Source organism: Microcoleus sp. B4-D4 (genome assembly GCF_036705185.1).
Lineage (GTDB): Bacteria > Cyanobacteriota > Cyanobacteriia > Cyanobacteriales > Microcoleaceae > Microcoleus.
Genome location: NZ_JAUBTX010000063.1, coordinates 1 through 21,209, shown reverse-complemented (window position 1 = coordinate 21,209; position 21,209 = coordinate 1). Strand labels below are relative to the sequence as shown.

Sequence of the window (21,209 nt, the reverse complement as noted above, 5' to 3'; positions counted from 1 at the left end):
CTCACAAATATGAAATAATTGTTTTTTGCTATACTTCCCAAACCTCAATTTTACATGAACATCCGCATCGGTAACGGCTACGACATTCACTGCTTAGTTCCAGAACGCCCCCTAATCCTCGGCGGCGTACACATTCCCCACGAATTAGGCTTATTAGGGCACAGCGACGCAGACGTGCTCACCCACGCGATTATGGACGCGATGCTGGGAGCTCTCAGCTTGGGAGATATCGGCCTGTATTTCCCGCCGACTGACCCGAAATGGAAAGGTGCTGATAGTCTCGTATTGCTGGCACAAGTCAATCAGTTAATATTAGATAAAGGCTGGGAAATCGGCAATATTGATTCGGTGGTGGTGGCCGAACGTCCAAAGCTGAAACCGCATATTGAGCAAATGCGCGATCGGCTTTCTGGTGTTCTACAACTAAAACCAGACCAAATCGGCATCAAAGCTACTACAAACGAAAAGTTAGGCCCCGTGGGGAGAGAAGAAGGAATTGCAGCCTATGCTGTAGTTTTGTTGATGCTAAAATAGTTGTCAGATTCTAAGGATTTTCAACCCATTTAGGAGTCAAATCTATGCTAGCCGAAAACTTGGAAATTACAACACCGATCGACGTTGACATCATCGCTCTCGATAAGGACGATCGGGTAGTCGTGCTAATTGAGGTCAAAATTATTCAAGCTCAAGAACCAGCAGCAAAGCAGAGGATTGCTGACTACATGATATCTTGGATGAAAGCTGTGTTAGCTAAGATATCCGAGCAGCGCACCATAATTCCCTATGCCATGTTCGTTGACACCGAAGAAATTCTGATTTTCAAATGGAACGGAGAAAATTTATCTAAGCCTGTTTGCACTCTAAACACTGCTAAGATACTTCATTCTTATGAGCCTGAATTTGGTACAAAATGGATATCTGAGCGTTACTTAGAGAGTCTAATCGAATCATGGCTGGAAGACTTAGCATATAATTGGAAATCGGAAATGCCAGCAGCATCAGAACAGATAGCAAGAATTGGCTTGTTACAAAGGCTGGCTGGTGGAACAACAAAATCAGGAGTACAACTTGGTAATTTTGTATATAGAGACAAACTTCTTGATGAGTATTGCCACAGGGCGTGACCCTCAAGCAAGTACGTTGCTGATGCAAACGCCAGCATCTGTAGAGTTGACAATACCGAGTATTTGCTACATGGAATCTTTCTCTGCTTTAGAGGACGAAGTGAAGCGACACAACTATTTTAAACAGCAACTTAAAAATCAAATCAGTGAGGCTAACCGAGATTTGACATCACACCATGCCCGGTCTCTATTTTTCAACTTAGGTCAGTCTAAAATCGACTATGAAAGACGACTAGAGGATATAAATTTGCGTCTGCGCGAATCTATTGAGCAGTTGTCTCAAAATGCTGAGATGATTGATTTAACAGCTAATATTATTCAAGCAAGTTTAAACAAAACTCTCATTACCAAAGATCCAACAGACAATTTGATTCTACACTGTATCCTGAGTCATGCCCGCTTGCACCCCACAGAAACCAAAGCATTTCTAAGCGGGAACATCAAAGAATTTCGCCAACTTCCCGAGGTTCAAGATGCTTTGCGAGAAGCAGGAATAACCAAGTATTTCTCGGTCACTAAAGATTTTCTAGGTTGGCTACAATCTCAGTCATAATCGCACGTAGATGGTACAGTAAATTATTATGAAAAATTTCTCTATTTTACATTCAAAGCGCCGCTGGTTGGCTATTTTGCTAGCTCTAATTGCCACTATCAGTCTGTCTGCTTGTCGTCCCGCCCGATCGCAATTAACCAACAGACTCGTAGTTCCCACCCCCAGCGGCCCGTCTACCTTCAACTACCCGCTAAATCAGTCTGCATACAGCGTTTTTGGCTATATGTACGAGGGATTGATTAACGAAAACGGCTTGACATCGCAGCTAGAACCAGGTTTAGCAGAATCCTGGAAAGTATCTAAAGATGGCAAAAAGATTGTCTTCACCCTGCGAGAGGGATTGAAATGGTCTGACGGCGAACCCATGACAACAGATGACATTATCTTCAGCTATGAAAAGATTTATTTCAATGACAAAATCCCTAGCGGTTTAAAAGATACTCTGAGAGTTGGCATGAGTCGCCAATTCCCCAAACTCAAAAAAATTGACAGCCGCCGCGTAGAATTTTCCGTTGCAGAACCCTTTGCTCCTTTTATTAGATATGCTGGAGGAATCCCAATTTTACCAGCTCATATTTTACAGGAAGCTGTCAGCAATACCGATGCAGGTGGCAACTCCCAATTCCTGTCTACTTGGGGTACAGATACCGATCCGAAAAAAATTGTCGGTAACGGTCAGTACCGAATGCTAAGCTATACTCCCAATCAGCGCGTGGTTTTGGAACGAAATCCGTATTTTTGGCGCAAAGATGCTGAGGGAAATGCTCAGCCCTACATCCAGCAAATTGTTTGGCAAATTATTGAAAATACTGACAATCAACTGCTGAATTTTCGATCGGGCGATTTGGATACTCTGGACGTGCAGCCAGAGGTGTTCCCTCTGTTGAAACGAGAGGAAAAACGCGGCAAATATACGGTTTTCAACGGCGGCCCGGACACTGGTAGTGTGTTTATGACCTTCAATCTGAATCAGGGGCGCAATGCTCAAAATCAGCCGTTTGTAGACCCGGTTAAGTCTCGCTGGTTTACCAATCAGGAATTTCGGCAGGCCGTAGCCTACGGTATAGACAGATCCGCCATGACTAACAATATCTATCGCGGACTTGGCGCGCCCCTGTATTCCCCAATTCCGGCACAAAGTCCGTTTTACTTGTCTCCAGAACAGGGATTAAAAACTTACGATTACGATCCGCAAAAATCGAAAGAGTTGCTGTTGAATGCTGGTTTTAAATATAATAGTAACGGCGACTTGTTGGATGCTGGGGGCAACAAAGTCCGATTTACTTTGTTGATAGCTGCAGGGAAAAAAGTTCGGGAACAAATGGCCACGCAAATTAAGCAAGATTTGGGCAAACTGGGGATGCAAATTGACACGCAGTTCCTGAGTTTTAATACTTACGTAGAAAAGCTGCGGCTGACGCGGAATTGGGATACTTACCTCGGCGGTTTTACGGGAGGTACTGAACCGCACAGCGGCTACAATATTTGGTCTGTTAATGGGACTTTGCACAGTTTCAACCAGGGCCCGCAAGCTGGAGAACCGCCGATTAAGGGTTGGGAAGTGTACCAATGGGAGCAAAAAATCGATGACCTTTATGTGAAGGCTTCCCAAGAGCTTGATGAGGCGAAGCGCAAGGAGCTTTATGGGGAGGCGCAGCGGATTATAACGGAACAAGTGCCTTTTGTTTATATGGTAAATCCGCTAACTTTTGAGGCGGTGCGCGATCGCATTTCGGGAATTCGCTATAGTGCGATCGGTGGTGCTTTCTGGAATTTGTACGAACTGAAAATGGCAGAATAGTTAGTTGTTATTGGTTATTGGTTATTGGTTAGTTGTTATTGGTTATTGGTTATTGGTTATTGGTTAGTTGTTATTGGTTATTGGTTAGTTGTTATTGGTTAGTTGTTATTGGTTATTGATAACTAACAACTGACAACTAACAACTGACAACTAAGAGGGCGGGCACGGGGGCACCGCCCCTACCAACTAACAACTGACAACTAACAACTGACAACTGACAACTGACAACTGACAACTGACAACTGACAACTGACAACTGACAACTAACAACTGACAACTAACAACTGACAACTAACAACTGACAACTGACAACTGACAACTAACAACTGACAACTGACTAATATTTATGCAGCCTGAAATTTTACAAAAATTACTCGAATCTGTGGCGGCGGGCGATGTAAGTCCCACCGCAGCTTTGGATAAATTAAAGCATTTTGACTTTCAACAAGTAGGCGATTTTGCCAAAATTGACCATCACCGCACCTTAAGAACTGGTTTTCCTGAAGTCATTTTGGGCCTAGGGAAAACACCAGACCAAATTGTTGAGATTGTCGAGGCGATGCGTGGGCGAAATCCTGTGGTGATGGCGACGCGAATTGAACCGGAAGTTTTCGAGCAACTGCAACAAAAAATACCCGATTTGTGCTACTACCAAAAGGCTCGAATTTGTGCAATTTCTGCTGATTCCCCAACTCGCCAGCATCCGGGTACTGTGACTATTATCAGTGCGGGAACGGCGGATTTGCCTGTGGCGGAAGAGGCTGCTGTGACGGCGGAACTTTGCGGTTTTGAGGTGCGGCGTTTGTGGGATGTGGGAGTTGCCGGCATTCACCGTTTGCTGAGCAACCGACACGTTATTGCCGATGCTAATGTGTTGATTGCGGTTGCGGGTATGGAAGGTGCTTTGGCCAGTGTGGTTGCGGGTTTGGCAGATTGTCCGGTGATTGCTGTGCCGACGAGTGTGGGTTACGGCGCGAGTTTTGGCGGGATTGCTCCTCTTTTAACTATGCTTAATTCTTGTGCGGCTGGTGTGGGTGTGGTTAATATTGATAACGGATTTGGGGCGGCAATTTTAGCTTGTCAAATTCTGAGAACTGCTGACAAAGTAGGGAAAAATTAAATAAGCTGTATTGCATTTAACTTGCCTTAAACTTGCATTGTACTCCCAACAGAAACTATCCCGAACAGTTTTGGACGCACTTCCGATAAAGCAATCGGGTTTTTTACTTTTTCGGCGGATTGCAGTGAAGGATTTTGGTACAAAAATCTGGTTTCTGGGAAAGGTGCGTTCTGGAGTCCTCGGTTTAAGAGCGGACTCCAGAACGCACTACAAACCGTTTTTGTTATGGTAATCGATCGGACGCGCGATCGCAGTTTTAATTATCGACCTTGAATCTGCGGTTTCTCTATCGGTTCCCTGACTCAATGCAAGTCTTCTCTCTCAAAGCCCAAGGTTCAAGAGAGCACAGCCTCTGGATCTGCATTACCAGGCTCTGCCTGGTAAGGAGCTATCTAAAATCTACAATCTACAATCTCAAATCGACTGATTTTTCACATTTTTGAGAAAGGCTATATTCTTGAGGGCGGGTTCAGAACGCCCGCCCTAGGGATTGTTTGAACAAATGCAGACATATCCCAAACATCAAGCTCAGCCGCCCTGAGCATCCAGCCAATGCGGATAACCGGAAGAATCCTCTGCTTTCAACTTTTGAGCCTGATAGGTCTTGGTAGTCCAATTAGCTACTGTTTGCAGGTTTTCTGTCAGACAACTTTCGCTGCCAAATGCTTCAAATCCCAAAGTCCAAGAGGGATTGCCGTTAATGTTCAATTGAGTAACTTCGACGCTGCAACCTTGGGGAACTGGGGCTTCTACTGGCACAGACATTAAGGAACCGGGGGCTGAAACTTGGTAAAGACGCAGCGCTCGCTTTTTCTTGACTCCCATCCACTTTCCTGTTGCCAGAATATCCGCCGATACCGGCGCCATCGTGTCGGCACAAACCCACTTGAGCCACTTCTCGGCCTTGCCTTCCCAGCGGTTGCCGAACTGCATCGCCCCTAACTCTCCCTGGCGCCACTTTACTTCTAGGGCTTTCCCGCGCAACTTGACTCCCAAGTAGTCGCAACCGGGTACTAGCAAATATATGTCTTCGCGCTCTTCTGGAGGCGACAGATACCCTCCGAGACTATCGCTTCCAAACCATTGCCCGATCGATTTTGGCAACGCACCGTTATAAAACCACCGCATTTCCAGACTGGCCCGCATAAACTTTTCCTCCGTTCCACAATTTTCGTCAAACCCAGACCGGATTTGCCACACACCATCGACTTCTGCACGTCTCAACTCTATCCTCCCCCGTCTTGGGCTCAGAGTCTACTCTGAGAGGATTTGAGATTTGAAAATTGCGAATATGCGAATAATTGATTATATAAGGGTTGAGAGCTTGTCTACTGTGGGATTTTTGGTGGAAACTCAGGTCAAAATAGGGTATTTGAAAAAAAAAATTACGCAATCCTTTACATTTCTTCATAAGTCTGTTACATTTAGTTACAGTACATGAAAAACAATTTAGGAAACAGACATGACTAACAAAGGCTTAATGCTGGACGACCAAGGTAAAATGAACAATTTTGCGATCGAGCCGACAGTATACATCGATGACGAACCCCGCACAGGCTTTACCCCCTACGCAGAACGTTTAAACGGCCGCCTTGCCATGATTGGCTTTGTTTCTCTCTTGGCTTTAGAAGTTTCGACCAAGCACGGACTGATTAGCTGGCTAACCAACCTGTAATGATTTTGTTAAAAATTAAACTTGACGGCTATGGCTTGCCAGCGATGCACAAATGGCAATCCATAGCTTAACTATTTTTAGGGGCTAGGTTTGGTGAGATAATTAAAATTAAATATTTTAGTGTTACCCTACTCGCGTAAAAATAATGCTCAAACGAATTGCGGCCCTACTTCTGGTGGTTCTAAGCCTCACCTTGACCGGTTGTGTGTCTCAAGTGACCGGACTCAAAAGCCACATTGATACTGGCGACGGCTATCAATTTCTTTATCCTAATGGCTGGCTGCCGATCGCAGTTTCTAATGGGCCCGATGTGGTGTTCCGCGATTTGATCCAGCAAACCGAGAATGTCAGCGTGGTAATCAGTCCAGTCGCAAAGGGGAAAACTTTGGCAGATTTGGGAACGCCGACGGAAGTGGGATACAAGCTTAGCAAAAATTCCCTCGTCTCGACAGATTCTGGCCGCGAAGCTGAATTAATCAGTGCAGAAGCTCGCGAATCGCGATCGAAAAGCTATTACATTTTAGAATACGCAGTCAAACTCCCAAACCAAGAACGGCACAACTTAGCCAGCGTAGCCGTCAGCCGCGGCAAACTTTTTACCATTAACGTTTCCACTACCGAAGAACGCTGGCCGAAGGTAAAAGAAGCTTTTGAGAAAGTCGTTAAATCTTTCTCTGTTTATTAGGAAATTGGGAATTGGGCAAACAGGGCATGGGGCATGGGGCATGGGGCATGGGGCATTGTCAGTCTAAAATTCTTCCTTCTTCCTTCTTCCTTCTTCCTTCTTCCTTCTTAAATTATGAAAATTCCAACTTTTGTATTGGCTTCAGCTTCCCCGGCGCGCCGCAGCTTACTAAATAGTGCTGGGATTCAAGCTGTGATTTGCCCCAGCGACTTTGATGAAGGGCAAATACAAATGAGGGACGCTACTCAATTAGTCCAAGTTTTAGCAGAGGGAAAAGCTGAAGCTGTAGCTAGCTTTTTGCTGGCTAATTCTCACCCGCAAATCCCCAATCCCAAATCGTGTTTGGTGTTGGGATGCGATTCAATTTTGGTCATTGATGGCGAAATTCACGGCAAGCCGAAGGATGCCGAAGAAGCAATTTTGCGCTGGCAAAAAATGCGCGGTAAAGTTGGCGAACTTTATACGGGTCATGCTTTAATTGATACGAGATTTGATAGTTTCGATCGCGCAATCGAGCGATCGATAGTTCGCTATCAAGTTACAAAAGTTCATTTTGCCGAAGTTACCTCGCGCCAAATTGCGGCCTACGTCGCTACCGGAGAACCCCTCGCCTGTGCTGGTTGTTTTGCGCTGGAAGGTAAAGGCGGATTTTTTGTGGAAAAAATCGAGGGCTGTCACACGAATGTGATCGGGTTGAGTTTGCCTCTGCTGCGGCAAATGCTGGGCGAAATGGGATATGATGTGGCGGATTTTTGGAAATTTTAATGTTGGCTGGATTGATCGGAAAATTGGTCTACGAATCTAATTCAAGAAACTGAGTTTTTTTGGGTTTCTACACCTGTAAGCTGTCGGACATTTAAATTGTATGTTCAGGGTGATGCTCAAAGCCCACCCCACAATAGTTTTATTGTTTTTTGACATACAGTTTAAATGTAGAACAGCTTAACGAGGTTTTTTCATAAAAACCCGTTTCTGGCCACCCGCGCGAATCTAAGAAACCGGGTTTTTTGGAGTTTCTGCATTGTAACGAATTCTTCTGGCAAAAACCCGGTTTCTGGGCTACGCATCAAAACAAAAAAAACTGGTTTTTTTCACAAATCCTATCCAAGGGCGATCGCCCCGTCGGATACAGAGATAAACTGAAGTTGAGAAGGCGAAACATCTTTCACCAAACCCAAAATATTGCCGGTACTAGCTTCTCGAATCACCGTCGCCTTAGTATTTAACACTCTAAAATCAAGAGTTCGGGGCTGTCCGGGAGGAAAAGGGCCGCTGCTGTCGTAATCTCTGGCATCACCAATTGTTAAAAACCTTTCGCTCAAAACAATGTCATTTCGCGTCAATCCTCCCGCCAATCCAATTACATCACCTTGGGCAGAATTGTAGTCGAGAATAAAATCTGCCGGCACTTCATCTACTTGACCCAGAAAATTGCCAGCAGGACGTGGTTGATCTGAACCAATTTCTCCCGAAGTTGCTTCAGCTTCTCTTCTGAGGACAAATAAATCTGCACCTTCTCCTCCCCAAAGTCGATCGATTCCAGCATCACCAATCAGAGTATCATTGCCAGTTTCACCTACTAAATTATCGCTGCCTTTACCGCCTCGAACAAAATCATTTCCCGTACCTCCGTAAGCTACATCATCGCCTAAATTTCCACTCAGAACATCGTTAGCGCATTCTCCGTACAGGATGTCCAAATCTTGACCGCCGCGAATAGTATCGTTCCCACAACCTCCGATTAAAGTATCGCTGCCGCTGTTCCCATTCATCAGTTCGGCACCGCCAGAACCTCGGACAAAATCGTCGCCGGCTAAGGCCCGCAAACCTCCGGGAGTGTTGCGGAGAATGCCGTTAGCTAATTGAACGATATCGTCATTGGGAGTAAGGTCAAAAAAGTTGGGATCGCTACCTGAATTTGGTAAAGGCCCTGTCAGTAATCTGATGTTTGGGGGATCGGGAATTATGGGGTCGGCGTTTTCAGCTAATGCTCTAACTTCTCCAGGATTTGTTTCTAACATTTGAGGTTTTTCCTATTTGATTGAGTTTGTCGATCTTCCGATCTTAACAAAGGTTTCAATGGGAGCATCTGGGGCTTTGCAACAAGCATTTTTTTACTGTGCGTTTGCTCTCCCTCGCGTGCGCTTGCTCCCCTCGCGCGCCAGACAGCTACAGATGCTCCCGCACAGATGCTCCCGGTTGCAATTAACTATTCTGCGCGAATCTGCTGTGAAAAAAATTAACTTACTGTCAAAATGATCTAAGATCATTTTTCAACAAATATTGCTTGTTGACACCAAAGCGATCGCCCAAATCCGCAAAAAGTTTGAAATGAGCGCTAATAATTGTGGGGATCGCGTACTCTATTACCCGTTAGCAGTCAGTTACCGAAAGCCTGCTGAATGCTAATTGTCATAAACCATTGAGTTAAGTCAGGAATCGTTAATATGCAAGACACTGCGATCGAATCTATTCAAGCCAGAGAAATTCTCGACTCCCGCGGCCGCCCCACCATTGAAGCTGAAGTTTATCTAGCTAACGGTGTTGTGGGCCTCGCCCAAGTCCCCAGCGGTGCATCTACAGGCTCTTTTGAAGCCCACGAATTGCGAGACGGCGACAAAAACCGTTACGGCGGGAAAGGAGTCTTGAAGGCTGTTGCTAACGTCGAGCACAAAATTGCCCCTGCTTTGGCTAATTTGGATGCGATCGACCAAGCACTGGTAGACCAAACCATGATTGACTTGGACGGTTCCCCCAACAAATCCCACCTCGGAGCCAATGCCATTCTCGGAGTCTCCCTAGCCACGGCAAAGGCTGCCGCCGAGACTTTAGGACTCCCCCTTTATCGCTACTTGGGCGGCACTTTAGCGAACGTTTTACCCGTACCTTTGATGAACGTGATCAACGGTGGTTCCCACGCGGACAATAATGTAGACATTCAAGAGTTTATGATTGTACCTGTGGGAGCTCCTTCTTTTAAGGAAGCTTTGCGCTGGGGAGCAGAAATATTTGCTAGTCTGGCTAATGTTTTGAAAGACAAAAATTTGCTGACTGGTGTTGGCGATGAAGGCGGTTTTGCTCCTAATTTGGGTTCCAATCAGGAAGCTTTGGATTTGTTGATGATGGCAATTGAAAAAGCTGGTTACAAGCCTGGGGAACAAGTTGCTTTGGCTTTGGATGTTGCTGCTAGCGAGTTTTACAAAGATGGGCAGTATACTTACGACGGTGTGGCTCATTCGCCGGCGGAATTAATCGATTATTTGGATGGTTTGGCTGGTCAATATCCGATCGTTTCTATTGAAGATGGTTTGCACGAAGACGATTGGGATAGTTGGGTGGCGCTGACTCAGAAAATGGGTAGCAAAGTTCAGTTGGTGGGTGACGATTTGTTTGTGACTAATCGCACGCGCTTGCAAAAGGGAATTGATTTGAAGGCTAGCAATTCGATTTTGATTAAGCTGAATCAAATTGGTTCTTTGACGGAGACGTTGGATACGATCGACCTCGGCAAACGAAACAGCTATCGATCGGTCATCAGCCACCGTTCTGGTGAAACTGAGGATACCACAATTGCTGATTTAGCGGTAGCGACTCGCGCCGGTCAAATCAAGACTGGTTCTTTGTGTCGCAGCGAACGGGTTGCTAAATATAACCGTTTGTTGCGGATTGAGGACGAATTGGGCGATCGGGCGATCTATGCTGGTGCGATCGGTTACGGGCCAAAGTAAAATTTGGGAATGGGTAATTGGGAATGGGTAATTGGGAATGGGTAATCCTCGTTCCCAGGCTCTGCCTGGGGACGCAGATCCGGAGGCTCTGCCTCCAATTTCCCGATCGCTTTTCGATCCAAAGACTTTGGGTAATTTTACGATCGCTTTTCGAGGCAGAGCCTCTGGACATCGTTTCCCAGGCAGAGCCTGGGAACCAGCGATGCCCCATGCCCCATGCCCCATGCCCAATTAAGGATACAAAGCCAATTGTGGCAAACCCAAAGTTTCTTCCCAACCCATCATCAAGTTCATGCACTGAATGCCTTGACCGGCTTGGCCTTTAATTAAATTGTCGATCGCCGACATCACAATTACTCTGTCAGTGCGGGGATCGACTTCCACGGCAATGTAACAAAGATTCGTGCCGCAAGCCCATTTTGTTTGCGGATAAACCCCAGCCGGCAAGACTTTTACTAAAGGAGAATTGCGGTAAAAAGCGTTGAAAATCGTGATTAAATCTTCCCGTACCAATCCCGGATCGCGCAAATTTGCGTAAACAGTTGCCAAAATTCCCCGCACCATCGGTATCAGGTGGGGAGTAAATTGGACTTTGATATCTTGTCCGGCTAAATCGCTGCAAATTTGCTCAATTTCTGGCGTGTGGCGGTGGCGGCCAACCCCGTAAGCGCCTATGGAATTGTCAGCTTCTGCTAATAACAGATTAACTTCGGCTTTGCGGCCCCCTCCCGAAGTTCCTGATTTAGCGTCGATAATTGCTGTTTCTGGCACGATTAGACCTTGTTTTAGCAAGGGTGCGAGGGCTAACAAGCTAGCGGTGACGTAGCAACCGGCACAGCCTACTAATTGAGCGTCTTTAATGCGATCGCGATACAATTCTGGCAAACCGTAAACAGCGGTAGCAGCGAGTTCAGAGTCCGATCGCTCGCCACCGTACCAAGCTTTGTAAGTTTCTAGATTTTCAAATCTATAATCAGCCGACAAATCCAAGACTTTGCACCCTTTTTCGATCAGCTTCGGTGCCATTTGGCAAGCTAAACCGTTGGGCAGCGACAGAAACACAACTTCACATTTTTCCGCTACTCGATCTAAGTCGATCGCCTCAATAGTCAAGTCAATGCAGTTAGTCAGATGCGGATAAAGGCTGGAAAAAGGTTTTCCCGCACTGCTATCCCCGCCCAAATACACTACTTCCGCCGCTGGGTGATCTGCCAGCAGTCGCACAAGTTGCACGCCGCCGTAACCTGAAGCGCCGATAATTCCTACAGGCACACGTCCAACATCTCCCATTTTCCTTTATCCCCTCAGCCGTTGAAGTCAAAAACGCTTGAACTTTTGCTGCATTATAGTACCAAACGCCAACTTTGGTGACAAAGAATTATATTGTTTTGTGATGGAGGTGCATTTTAGAGAATTTTCGGGCTTTCCAGAGGCAGGTAAGACCATAAAATTAAGTAACTGATGCGCGATCGTGCTATAAAATCTTACATAAACCTATCCATAAACCGGGGATTAACATTTTTCGCTCTTTCCTCGAACCTCGCAGCTCATCATCCATCCGTTAAATCCATTACACTAATCCGTTGCCGAACTTCCTATGGGTATCGTCGTAGAAAATGTCAGTAAACAGTTTGGCAGTTTCCAAGCACTCGATAAAGTCAGTTTAGAAATTGAATCAGGTTCCCTAGTCGCATTGCTAGGCCCGTCTGGTTCCGGCAAGTCTACCCTGCTGCGACTGATTGCAGGTTTAGAAATGCCCGACTCCGGCAAAATCTGGCTGACAGGCCAAGATGCCACAAATACCAGCGTTCAAGACCGCAAAATTGGGTTTGTGTTTCAGCATTACGCGCTTTTCAAGCACATGACAGTGCGAAAAAACATCGCTTTCGGGATGGAAATTCAGAAAACTGCACCCGCCAAAGTCAAATCGCGGGTAGAAGAATTGTTGAATTTAGTGCAATTAGCAGGATTGGGCGATAGATACCCGTCGCAACTTTCAGGCGGTCAGCGGCAGCGCGTCGCCCTAGCAAGAGCTCTGGCTGTGGAACCGAAAGTGTTGCTACTAGACGAACCTTTTGGAGCTCTTGATGCTAAAGTCCGCAAAGATTTGCGCGCTTGGTTGCGCCGACTGCACGACGAAGTGCACGTTACCACCGTCTTTGTGACGCACGACCAAGAAGAAGCGATGGAAGTTGCGGATCACATTACAGTCATGAATAAAGGTCAAATCGAACAAGTAGGCACGCCCGCAGAAATTTACGACCATCCTGCTAGTGCATTTGTAATGAGTTTTATCGGCCCCGTCAATGTCTTACCCAGCAGTTCGAGAATGTTTCAAGAAAACGGCTTTGACTCAGCCAACCCCGAAATTTTCTTGCGCCCTCACGACGTAGTAATTGAAACCACAGAAAATAGTGCAACAGTGCCTGCAAGAATCAGTCGCTTGATTCATTTGGGATGGGAAATTCAGGTAGAATTAACTTTAGATGACGGTCAAGTGCTCAATGCTAATTTGACCAGAGAAAAGTTTGACCAATTGCTGTTACAGCCGCAGCAAAGAGTGTTCGTCAAGCCGAAAGGTGCCAAATCTTTTCCGCTTTTTTATTCTATCTGAGATCGGGTGCGATCGAGCGATCGAACCCTCTGATACCAATTTCGGTTGCACTCGTCATGACTGTTGACTGTTGACTGTTGGCTGTTGACCGTTGGCTCGATTTTATTATTTTGATGCAACCTGAAACCGATATAAATGGAGAGCAAACACACAAAAATCAAGGGACACGGCATTGCCTTGCCCCTAATTTTTTAGGCTGATAACTGTGGAGTTAGTCTTTAATGTTGCTCACAGCTTTTTTGACTTGTTGCTCAAAAGATGTAGCTCTTGTGTTAGAAGGATTTTTCATCTTCTCTTTGTCAGCATCTCCCTGAACTTCATTAATCCCTTCGTTAGCTTTGTCTTGAGTTTCTTCCAGAGACATAGGATCTTTTAAAGCAGCTTTTTGAGCTTCTTTCTCAATCCCCAAAAGTTGAGCTTCACCTTTAGTGGGGCTGCTGGTAACGGCAAAAGCTGGGAAAGCATTGGAAACAAACATCAATGCACAAAAACAAACAGCTATTAAACTGCGAACAAAACGCTTGGCAGGAAGATTAAAGCTGATAAAAGACATACAAATTTTCTCCATTTTTACAAATTTTCATTGCTGAGATTGTTAACAGGCTGAAGCTCGTTCAAATTCTGTACAATCTTTAGCTCAAGTTGGATAAAAGCAACAGCCTTGAGCAGTGCCTCTTTCTTAAATTGAGGTAATATATAATATTTAGCCAAAAAAACGGAGATTTGAAATCCTTCTCAGGGAATATTTTGGCTTTGTGTCTTCCGATAGATGAGTCTGGTGCATCACTGAAGTCCGATTGAGATTTGAGATGGGAGTATCTGTGGCAGCATCTGAGCCTGCTCTGCTCGCTAAGGCAAAAAACCCGGTGTTTTTGAGAATCGTGGCTGCTATTCGACAGAGATCGATCGAGCAACCGGGTTTTTTGTCCCATGCGTAATATCGTTTCCCGTTGCATCGAAATCATAAAATCGAGTCAACAGTCAACAGTCAACAGTCAGTAGGGGCGGTGCCACCGTGCCCGCCCTCTTAACTCAACAGTCAACAGTCAACAGTCAACGGTGAACAGTCAACAGTCAACAGTCAACAGTCAACAGTCAACAGTCAACAATCACCTGACGGTGCAACCGGAATTGATATAACTCCTTAAGTTACTGCAGCCGCACGGGAACTTGATGTTGTGCTAGATAAGTCTTAATTTCTCCGACGCTCAGTTGCCCGTAATGTAGGAGGGAAGCCAGGAGTGCGGCTTCTGCTTTACCCTCAGTCACCGCTTCGTAGATGTGGTGACAGTTACCCGCGCCGCCGGAAGCAATCACCGGAATTTCTACAACTTCGGCGATGCTGCGGGTTAATCCCAAGTCGTAACCCGCTTGAGTTCCGTCAGAGTCCATGCTAGTCAACAGAATTTCGCCGGCACCGCGCTGTGCGGCTTCCTTGGCCCAGACGATCGCATCTTTCCCGGTATTTTCTCGCCCCCCGCGCACGTACACGTCCCAACCTGGATTATCGGCATCTTGCCGTTTGCGGGCGTCGATCGCCACTACAATGCACTGATTGCCGAATCGATCGCTGGCTTTGTCAATCAAACTCGGATCGCGCACTGCCGCTGAATTAATGCTTACCTTATCAGCGCCCGCCCTCAACAAACTTTTAATCGTGTCCAAGGATTGGATGCCGCCGCCGACAGTCAAAGGGATAAATACTCGATCGGCAGTTTGGTATACCACATCAATCATAATGTTCCGGTCTTCGTGAGTCGCGGTAATGTCCAGAAACACCAACTCGTCAGCACCCGCATCGTTGTATACCTGAGCCATTTCCACCGGATCGCCAGCATCCTTAAGGTTGACAAAATTGACACCTTTGACTACGCGGCCGGCTTTGACATCCAAACAAGGCAAAATTCTTTTTGACAACATAAAATTCTCGTGTTTGTAATTTATACCAGTTCCCAAAAAAAATGCAACTGTAGCCTCGCGACCGAAACCATTATGCAGTAAGTCGTATCGTGTCCGATCGATTTTTGCTATGGTAATCGATCGGACATGATATAGCGGTTCTCAAGCTTGGTGAGGTATGCCCTGTTTGGCCACCCTTCGACTTCGCTCTTCGGGCAAGATGCCCAATGCCCTGCGCGGGCCCATGCCCTGCGCGGGCCACGAGAGCACCTCATGTTACTGACCCAATTTATTGAATCTAAAATCTCAAATGCTATTGTTGACAGATACTTCAAGCCAGGAGTGGCAACTGCCCGGAACAGGCTCTGTTGATATCTGGCAAAATTAGAAGTCAAGTAACAAATCTTACAGGTAAATGATGTTTTAATAATTCTCGGTTAAGGTACAGAGCCATCTGCCAGTTTTTTTTTGGCAAAAAGCAGCAAATTTAACTCCTGAGATACATCTCTGGCGTGAAAAATATGACACTTTCGCTTAAGATCGAAACATAACTACCTTTGCTGGCGATCGTATTGTGGTTAGGCAATCCTGTACGGGTTCGGTGCATCGAGGATGGACTAAATAATTTTAAATTTTGAGAACAGCCGATTTAAGGTTTTTTACTGGCAATCTTAGTTATGAGCCACGTACTAAAGTTAAGATTGAAAGTTGAAAACCTCAAATCGGTAGAATTGATGTTGTTTCTAGGGCTGTGGTGACTTTGCAAGCCAATCCACATTTGTTACTTCGTACAGAAAGCGGCAATCGCTACTTGCCGCTCTCCGGCAGCAATTGCTGGACAGTAGGGCGGAATGATGACAATAATTTTGTATTGACCGATCGCTGGATTTCTCGCAATCACGCGATGTTACAGCAAATGGAGACCGGAGAGTTTTACTTGATCGACTTGGGAAGCCGCAACGGTTCCTTTGTCAACGGGCGGCGGGTGAGTATTCCTGTGACGCTCCGAAATGGCGATCGGATTATTTTCGGTCAAACTGAATTGGATTTCTACAACCCAGCCTCCGGCCGCCGGATCGATCACATACACGAGACAGACTCAGAAGATTTTACGGCGACTTTGACCGTCCGCAGCCTGATTACCGTCATGGTAATGGACATCCGAGATTTTACCGTTTTGACTAGACAGCTAGACGAAACCCTACTCTCCGAAGTCATCGGGAATTGGTTCCGCAAAGCAGGACACATCATTCGCGAACACGGCAGTTGGGTGGACAAATACATCGGCGATGCGATCATGGCCGTGTGGTTTCACAAAACAAGCGGTGTCAGCACCGAGGAAATGATGCGGATTTGCCAAGCCTTGAGCCAACTGCACAAGGCCACAGACGAGCTCAGCAGCCGTTACCCCCTGCCTTTTCCTTTGCGAGTAGGGGCTGGCATCAATACCGGTTATGCAATGGTGGGAAATTCTGGCAGCAGCGATCGATCGGACTACACCGCCTTGGGAGATACTGTCAACGCAGCATTTCGCCTAGAATCTTGCACCAAGCAACTCGGCAAAGATATCGCCGTGGGAGAAACCACCTACAAATACCTGACCGAATTGGGTGCCGAGGGTGCTTTCGAGCAGCACACCGTTGCTTTAAAAGGTTACGAAACTCCCAGCGTGACTTACGGCGGTACTTATTCTGACTTGAACGCTTTTCTCAAAACCAAAGGAAAGAGTTCTGAATAGTTGACAACTCTGGGCCCTAGAAGGGCAGAGATTCTTGTATCATTCAGTCCACTTAATAAGTACAGCTTCCTGTACTTACCGCAAGATGGTTCTGTCCTCAAGCTTTCGACTCATTGCAGAGTCTTGTTCCCTGGTGCCCCACGGTACAATTCAAAACCCAAAATACAGGTTTCTCTGGTACTTGTTGCTCGAAGTTTTTACCCGCGCCAGCTTTTCTGCGCGATCGCCCATAACTTCAGTTTTCAAGGTGCGTTGCCTTCAGGCGACTGGGTTTTTAATGTGGTTGAATACCCTAGCCACATTACAATATTATCACGACCAAGAATAAAAAGTCGTCCTAGAAGGACGGGGCTTTAGACCCAATTTTTTGGTAAAAAACTAGGTGCAGCGTCAAAAATCAACCGATCGCCTCACCGGCGACTAATATCATATATAGTCCGCAATGTCAATACTTGAATGTAAACTTTTTTGACGTTTCTACGGGTGCTGGGGATTTATCTAACAAACTGCATAAGCAAAATGGTAGTCTCTACATAATAAATGCTTTGCATGAAATTGGGAGACAAAACTTCATGAAACGATTGGGTCGTCTATTGGCAGTATTGGGCCTAGTGCTGGGCTGCTTTGCATGGGCAGGAGACCAAAGCGCGAGCGCGGCGACATTGAGCCGTCTCGTCTTACCACCATCCTCGCTTATAGTGCTTGACGTTCCGACTAGAACAAATCGCGCCGATGACAAACTTGCCACAGAATATGGCCAAAAAATTGACTTGAACAACAGCGGCGTGCGGGACTTTCGGGAATTTCGAGGGTTGTATCCTACTTTAGCTGGACTAATTATTAAGAATGCTCCTTACGAAGACGTTGAGGACGTACTCAACATTTCAGGCTTAACGGACCCTCAGAAAAAGGTGCTGCAGGCTAACCTGGACAAATTCACCGTAACTGATGTCGATTCAATATTTATTGAAGGAGACAACAGGTTGAACAACGGTTTTTACGACTAAATAGCAGCGGGCCTCCTTTAAAGGCAGAAAGCAGAAGGCAGAAGGCAGAAAGCAGAAAGAAAAAAAATTTTCTAGAGGCTGATGACTTCTGCCTTTAATTTCTCCAGAATTCGGCAAAGCTGGCAAAAATTTGCGAGGTTGAAATCAGGGCGTTTTCGAGATTAAAATCAAATCCGGTAGCATCGGAATGATTCAGATATATATTCTCTCCCTCTGTGTAAGTCGGTGGGGAAAAACACAACTGTGTTAAGAAAGATAAATGAGGCTAAAACCCCAATCCCTCCTGCATTCTGTCTCCTGACTCCTGCCTCATCCCAACTACAAATATTTACGCCTTTCTACTTACTCTGTGTACTAATAAGGTTAAATCATTCCGATGCAAGCGGAAACGAGATCATTTGTAGGCTCAATCTAAAATAGACTGGAGTTGCATAAATCCTCGACTAATACATAAACTGCAGATGAAAGGGTGATCAACACAGATATAGCCTTTCGTTCGTAACATGAGGTGCTCTCGGCATAGGGCACAGGCCAAACCGGGCATACCTGACTGTATTGAGAACCGCTATAGACGCAGATGCTTTTCAGATGATTTGTGAATGAGTACAAGAAATATCAGATAAAATCGACAGACATTAATTATCGCCCCAAAATTCATATTGAGAGTTAATTCTAAAATCTAAAATCTAAAATCGGCAGACTTATGACTGACAAATTTGATGTATTAGTGATAGGTGCTGGGGCAGCCGGTTTGTACACGGCACTTTGCCTTCCAGAACATTTACAGGTGGGTTCAATTAATAAAAATACCCTGCCTGTTTCTGCCAGCGATTGGGCCCAAGGAGGAATTGCAGCGGCGATCGCCCCGGAAGATTCGGCAGCGCTGCACGTTCAGGATACAGTGGCTGCAGGAGCCGGTCTTTGCGATTTGGAAGCGGTCAAATTTTTGGTCGAGGAAGCTCCCGATTGCATAGATTCCCTCGTGAAAATGGGCGTGGCGTTCGATCGCGCCGGCTCAGATTTAGCCCTCACCCTAGAAGCCGCCCACTCCCGCCGCCGAGTGCTCCACTCCGCCGACACCACAGGGAAAGCAGTGATAGGTACCCTGACAGCAAAAGTATTGAGCCGCCAAAACATTCAAGTCGTATCCCCCGCCTTTGCATTGAGTCTGTGGCTCGACGAAAGCGGCCGCTGTCAGGGCATTAGTGCGATTTGTGGCAACCGAGTCAAATGGCTGCGGGCACCGGCTGTGGTGCTAGCGACAGGCGGCGGCGGACAGGTTTTTGCTCAAACCACCAACCCGTCGGTGAGTACCGGAGACGGGGTGGCAATTGCGTGGCGCGCCGGGGCGCTGCTGCGAGATTTAGAATTTGTGCAGTTTCACCCGACGGCGCTAAGTAAAGCTGGCGCGCCCCGGTTTCTGATTAGCGAGGCGGTGCGGGGAGAAGGAGCTCATTTGGTTGACAGCAAGGGATATCGCTTTGCTTTTGACTCTCACCCCAGCGGGGAACTTGCGCCTCGCGATGTTGTCAGCCGCGCTATTTTTCGCCATTTGCAGAAGACGGGGGAACCTCATGTTTGGCTGGATTTGCGCCCGATTGCGGTCGATCGGCTGCGCTACAGGTTTCCGAATATTATTCAAGTCTGCGCTGATTGGGGAATTGATATTTTTTCCGAACCGGTGCCGGTGACGCCCGCCGCCCATTACTGGATGGGAGGGATTGTGGCTGACAAGTTTAACCAAACTTCGATTCCGGGTTTGTACGCGGTGGGAGAAACTGCCAGCACGGGGGTGCACGGCGCTAATCGGTTGGCGAGCAATTCGCTGCTGGAATGTCTGGTTTTTGGCGCGCAGATGGGACTTTTGCAGGTGGAAGGTGAAAAGTCCAAGCCATTCACGGATGAGGTCGATGTAGGGGAAATTTGGGAAAAATCGATTTCTCCACAGGAGATTGAGACGATCGAAAAATTGCGGGTGGAATTGCCGAGCTTGCTGTGGCAGAGTGCGGGAATTTGCCGGGGAATGCGAGATTTGGAAAGTGCGATCGTCCAAGTTGAGATTTGGCGGCAAGAATTTGCCTCTTTGCCTTTGAGTCAAACGCTTGATAATTTGCCGCCCGGACAAACTATTGATTTTTCGCCGGATAATGCGGAAAATAGCTCGGTTTTGCGAAATTGGGGAGAACTTGGCAATTTATTGGATATTGGTTACTTAATTCTCAAAAGTGCTGCGTTTCGCACGGAAAGTCGCGGCGGCCACTATCGTGTGGACTATCCACTTACCGATCGAGATTGGTGCAGGCACACTTTAATTAACCAATCGAATTGGTACAAATCTGATCTCATAGAAGATTAAAAAATTGGTCTCAGCGCGTTCCCGTACCGTCACTTTTCGGGTTCCCGTTGGGGTCTGGTTCATATTTTGAGGTCTTTCCAGACCTAGAAGTTTCGGCGGCTGCCAAAAATGTGGAGGTCGATCTCGGATTGGTTCGTAGTGTATCCTGGCGTCCGCTCACTTGTTGCGGACTAAAGTCCGCACTACGAACCGTTTTTGTGATGGTAGCGGCATTTGCGATGCCGATCGTATTCACTTGCAAGCATACAGCCAGGGTAGCCGTTGTTGTGAGCTGAATCAAAGTACGCATAGTATTTATAGCCTTATTCAAATCACCGAAGTAGATGCAGGTCTGTAAAACCTATTATATCTATCACTTTCCGTATTTACACTGATATCTTTATATTTACTTTACTTAATTTTCGTGAACTTACGTAAAAGATTATAAATAAAGACTTTTTGGCGATTTAAATTTGGTCTTCTAGCTCAGTTTTTGAATCTTTTAATTAGGACTGACGCATAGGGAACTAGAAACCGAGTTTTTGACGAAAAGCGCGTTGCAGACCCGAAATTCGGCAAATAACCCGGTTTCGAGTTGTAGGCTGCAGCTCTCTAAAAGACGAGGAAAGAGGCAAAAATTGTTCGTAGTGGCAACGTGCTTTTACGAAATCATGGATTGGGGCATCTTACCCGGATTTGGTATTCTAAAACTTTATTAAGTTTATAAGCAGTAGTAGTCAATAATGGTATTATGTAGTCAGGAGGTCGAAAATGAAACTACCTGACTACGCCAAAGCAATAGGCATAAGTTACACAACCGCGTGGCTAAGAGTGGAAGGCAAATAAGCTGCCACATCCGGCACGACAGACGGAAAGCGGTCTGATTATAGTTGACTACTTGCCGCAAGCGCCATCAAACCAAGCTAAAAA

At 46.3% G+C, this 21,209-nt stretch carries 19 protein-coding genes; 13 read left to right on the top strand and 6 right to left on the bottom strand.

The window, feature by feature from the left end:
* Positions 1–54 precede the first annotated feature (54 nt).
* From ispF to larB, 5 genes are all read left to right on the top strand, one after another.
* Positions 55–534 carry a 2-C-methyl-D-erythritol 2,4-cyclodiphosphate synthase gene (ispF, locus tag QUB13_RS27650; protein WP_333387578.1) on the top strand — a complete coding sequence of 160 codons (480 nt, stop codon included), beginning with the start codon at positions 55–57 and terminating at the stop codon, positions 532–534.
* 44 nt (positions 535–578) lie between these two features.
* Entirely contained in the window at positions 579–1,124 is a 546-nt protein-coding gene (locus QUB13_RS27645; RefSeq protein WP_333092990.1) for a hypothetical protein, read from the top strand.
* Positions 1,102–1,677, top strand: a complete 576-nt coding sequence (locus QUB13_RS27640) for a PIN domain-containing protein (protein ID WP_333387576.1) — start codon at positions 1,102–1,104, stop codon at positions 1,675–1,677. Before QUB13_RS27645 ends, QUB13_RS27640 begins: the two co-directional genes overlap by 23 nt.
* A 28-nt stretch (positions 1,678–1,705) precedes the next feature.
* Positions 1,706–3,478, top strand: coding sequence for an ABC transporter substrate-binding protein (locus tag QUB13_RS27635; RefSeq protein ID WP_333387574.1), 1,773 nt, complete (start codon positions 1,706–1,708; stop codon positions 3,476–3,478).
* 346 nt (positions 3,479–3,824) lie between these two features.
* Positions 3,825–4,598, top strand: a complete 774-nt coding sequence (larB, locus tag QUB13_RS27630; protein ID WP_333387572.1) for a nickel pincer cofactor biosynthesis protein LarB — start codon at positions 3,825–3,827, stop codon at positions 4,596–4,598.
* A gap of 528 nt (positions 4,599–5,126) precedes the next feature.
* Here larB and QUB13_RS27625 read toward each other — a convergent pair.
* On the bottom strand, positions 5,127–5,822 hold the full coding sequence (locus QUB13_RS27625) for a hypothetical protein (RefSeq protein ID WP_333387569.1): 696 nt from the start codon (positions 5,820–5,822) through the stop codon (positions 5,127–5,129).
* A gap of 238 nt (positions 5,823–6,060) precedes the next feature.
* Here QUB13_RS27625 and QUB13_RS27620 point away from each other — a divergent pair, with 238 nt between their 5' ends.
* The 3 genes from QUB13_RS27620 to QUB13_RS27610 all read left to right on the top strand — a co-directional run bounded on the left by QUB13_RS27620 (position 6,061) and on the right by QUB13_RS27610 (position 7,723).
* Positions 6,061–6,273, top strand: a complete 213-nt coding sequence (locus tag QUB13_RS27620; protein ID WP_194008161.1) for a chlorophyll a/b-binding protein — start codon at positions 6,061–6,063, stop codon at positions 6,271–6,273.
* A gap of 145 nt (positions 6,274–6,418) precedes the next feature.
* Positions 6,419–6,958 carry a photosystem II reaction center PsbP gene (psbP, locus tag QUB13_RS27615; protein ID WP_333092984.1) on the top strand — a complete coding sequence of 180 codons (540 nt, stop codon included), beginning with the start codon at positions 6,419–6,421 and terminating at the stop codon, positions 6,956–6,958.
* Between the two features lie 114 nt (positions 6,959–7,072).
* Positions 7,073–7,723, top strand: coding sequence for a Maf family protein (locus tag QUB13_RS27610; protein WP_333387566.1), 651 nt, complete (start codon positions 7,073–7,075; stop codon positions 7,721–7,723).
* Between the two features lie 335 nt (positions 7,724–8,058).
* Here the strand turns inward: QUB13_RS27610 and QUB13_RS27605 are convergent, their stop codons facing one another.
* Entirely contained in the window at positions 8,059–8,979 is a 921-nt protein-coding gene (locus QUB13_RS27605) for a calcium-binding protein (protein WP_333387564.1), read from the bottom strand.
* 426 nt (positions 8,980–9,405) lie between these two features.
* Between QUB13_RS27605 and eno the strand changes: the two genes are divergently transcribed.
* On the top strand, positions 9,406–10,686 hold the full coding sequence (gene eno / locus QUB13_RS27600; protein ID WP_194008157.1) for a phosphopyruvate hydratase: 1,281 nt from the start codon (positions 9,406–9,408) through the stop codon (positions 10,684–10,686).
* A gap of 231 nt (positions 10,687–10,917) precedes the next feature.
* Here eno and argC read toward each other — a convergent pair whose 3' ends face one another.
* Positions 10,918–11,976: an N-acetyl-gamma-glutamyl-phosphate reductase gene (argC, locus tag QUB13_RS27595; RefSeq protein ID WP_333387562.1), complete on the bottom strand. Its 1,059-nt coding sequence runs from the start codon at positions 11,974–11,976 to the stop codon at positions 10,918–10,920.
* 307 nt (positions 11,977–12,283) lie between these two features.
* Here argC and QUB13_RS27590 point away from each other — a divergent pair, with 307 nt between their 5' ends.
* On the top strand, positions 12,284–13,300 hold the full coding sequence (locus QUB13_RS27590; RefSeq protein ID WP_333387559.1) for a sulfate/molybdate ABC transporter ATP-binding protein: 1,017 nt from the start codon (positions 12,284–12,286) through the stop codon (positions 13,298–13,300).
* A 211-nt stretch (positions 13,301–13,511) separates the two neighbouring features.
* Here the strand turns inward: QUB13_RS27590 and QUB13_RS27585 are convergent, their stop codons facing one another.
* Together QUB13_RS27585 and hisF are read right to left on the bottom strand one after the other, a co-directional pair.
* A complete protein-coding gene (locus tag QUB13_RS27585; protein ID WP_333387557.1) occupies positions 13,512–13,853 on the bottom strand; it encodes a low temperature-induced protein in 342 nt (113 codons plus the stop codon).
* A 596-nt stretch (positions 13,854–14,449) separates the two neighbouring features.
* Complete coding sequence (gene hisF / locus QUB13_RS27580) at positions 14,450–15,220, bottom strand: imidazole glycerol phosphate synthase subunit HisF (protein WP_194008152.1); 771 nt, start codon at positions 15,218–15,220, stop codon at positions 14,450–14,452.
* 730 nt (positions 15,221–15,950) lie between these two features.
* On the opposite strand from hisF, the gene QUB13_RS27575 reads away from it, so the two are divergent.
* The 3 genes from QUB13_RS27575 to nadB all read left to right on the top strand — a co-directional run bounded on the left by QUB13_RS27575 (position 15,951) and on the right by nadB (position 20,300).
* Positions 15,951–16,937, top strand: coding sequence for an adenylate/guanylate cyclase domain-containing protein (locus QUB13_RS27575; protein ID WP_333387555.1), 987 nt, complete (start codon positions 15,951–15,953; stop codon positions 16,935–16,937).
* Positions 16,938–17,509: 572 nt separating this feature from the next.
* Positions 17,510–17,944 carry a photosystem II complex extrinsic protein PsbU gene (gene psbU, locus QUB13_RS27570; protein WP_333387605.1) on the top strand — a complete coding sequence of 145 codons (435 nt, stop codon included), beginning with the start codon at positions 17,510–17,512 and terminating at the stop codon, positions 17,942–17,944.
* 703 nt (positions 17,945–18,647) lie between these two features.
* Positions 18,648–20,300: an L-aspartate oxidase gene (gene nadB, locus QUB13_RS27565; protein WP_333387553.1), complete on the top strand. Its 1,653-nt coding sequence runs from the start codon at positions 18,648–18,650 to the stop codon at positions 20,298–20,300.
* A gap of 10 nt (positions 20,301–20,310) precedes the next feature.
* Here the strand turns inward: nadB and QUB13_RS27560 are convergent, their stop codons facing one another.
* On the bottom strand, positions 20,311–20,589 hold the full coding sequence (locus QUB13_RS27560; RefSeq protein WP_333387551.1) for a hypothetical protein: 279 nt from the start codon (positions 20,587–20,589) through the stop codon (positions 20,311–20,313).
* Between the last annotated feature and the right edge of the window lie 620 nt (positions 20,590–21,209).

Coding starts and splice junctions, on each gene's coding strand:
- ispF (WP_333387578.1), top strand. CDS start 55: ATGAACATCCGCATCGGTAACGGCTACGACATTCACTGCTTAGTTCCA.
- QUB13_RS27645 (WP_333092990.1), top strand. CDS start 579: ATGCTAGCCGAAAACTTGGAAATTACAACACCGATCGACGTTGACATC.
- QUB13_RS27640 (WP_333387576.1), top strand. CDS start 1,102: ATGAGTATTGCCACAGGGCGTGACCCTCAAGCAAGTACGTTGCTGATG.
- QUB13_RS27635 (WP_333387574.1), top strand. CDS start 1,706: ATGAAAAATTTCTCTATTTTACATTCAAAGCGCCGCTGGTTGGCTATT.
- larB (WP_333387572.1), top strand. CDS start 3,825: ATGCAGCCTGAAATTTTACAAAAATTACTCGAATCTGTGGCGGCGGGC.
- QUB13_RS27620 (WP_194008161.1), top strand. CDS start 6,061: ATGACTAACAAAGGCTTAATGCTGGACGACCAAGGTAAAATGAACAAT.
- psbP (WP_333092984.1), top strand. CDS start 6,419: ATGCTCAAACGAATTGCGGCCCTACTTCTGGTGGTTCTAAGCCTCACC.
- QUB13_RS27610 (WP_333387566.1), top strand. CDS start 7,073: ATGAAAATTCCAACTTTTGTATTGGCTTCAGCTTCCCCGGCGCGCCGC.
- QUB13_RS27605 (WP_333387564.1), bottom strand. CDS start 8,979: ATGTTAGAAACAAATCCTGGAGAAGTTAGAGCATTAGCTGAAAACGCC.
- eno (WP_194008157.1), top strand. CDS start 9,406: ATGCAAGACACTGCGATCGAATCTATTCAAGCCAGAGAAATTCTCGAC.
- argC (WP_333387562.1), bottom strand. CDS start 11,976: ATGGGAGATGTTGGACGTGTGCCTGTAGGAATTATCGGCGCTTCAGGT.
- QUB13_RS27590 (WP_333387559.1), top strand. CDS start 12,284: ATGGGTATCGTCGTAGAAAATGTCAGTAAACAGTTTGGCAGTTTCCAA.
- QUB13_RS27585 (WP_333387557.1), bottom strand. CDS start 13,853: ATGTCTTTTATCAGCTTTAATCTTCCTGCCAAGCGTTTTGTTCGCAGT.
- hisF (WP_194008152.1), bottom strand. CDS start 15,220: ATGTTGTCAAAAAGAATTTTGCCTTGTTTGGATGTCAAAGCCGGCCGC.
- psbU (WP_333387605.1), top strand. CDS start 17,510: ATGAAACGATTGGGTCGTCTATTGGCAGTATTGGGCCTAGTGCTGGGC.
- nadB (WP_333387553.1), top strand. CDS start 18,648: ATGACTGACAAATTTGATGTATTAGTGATAGGTGCTGGGGCAGCCGGT.
- QUB13_RS27560 (WP_333387551.1), bottom strand. CDS start 20,589: ATGCGTACTTTGATTCAGCTCACAACAACGGCTACCCTGGCTGTATGC.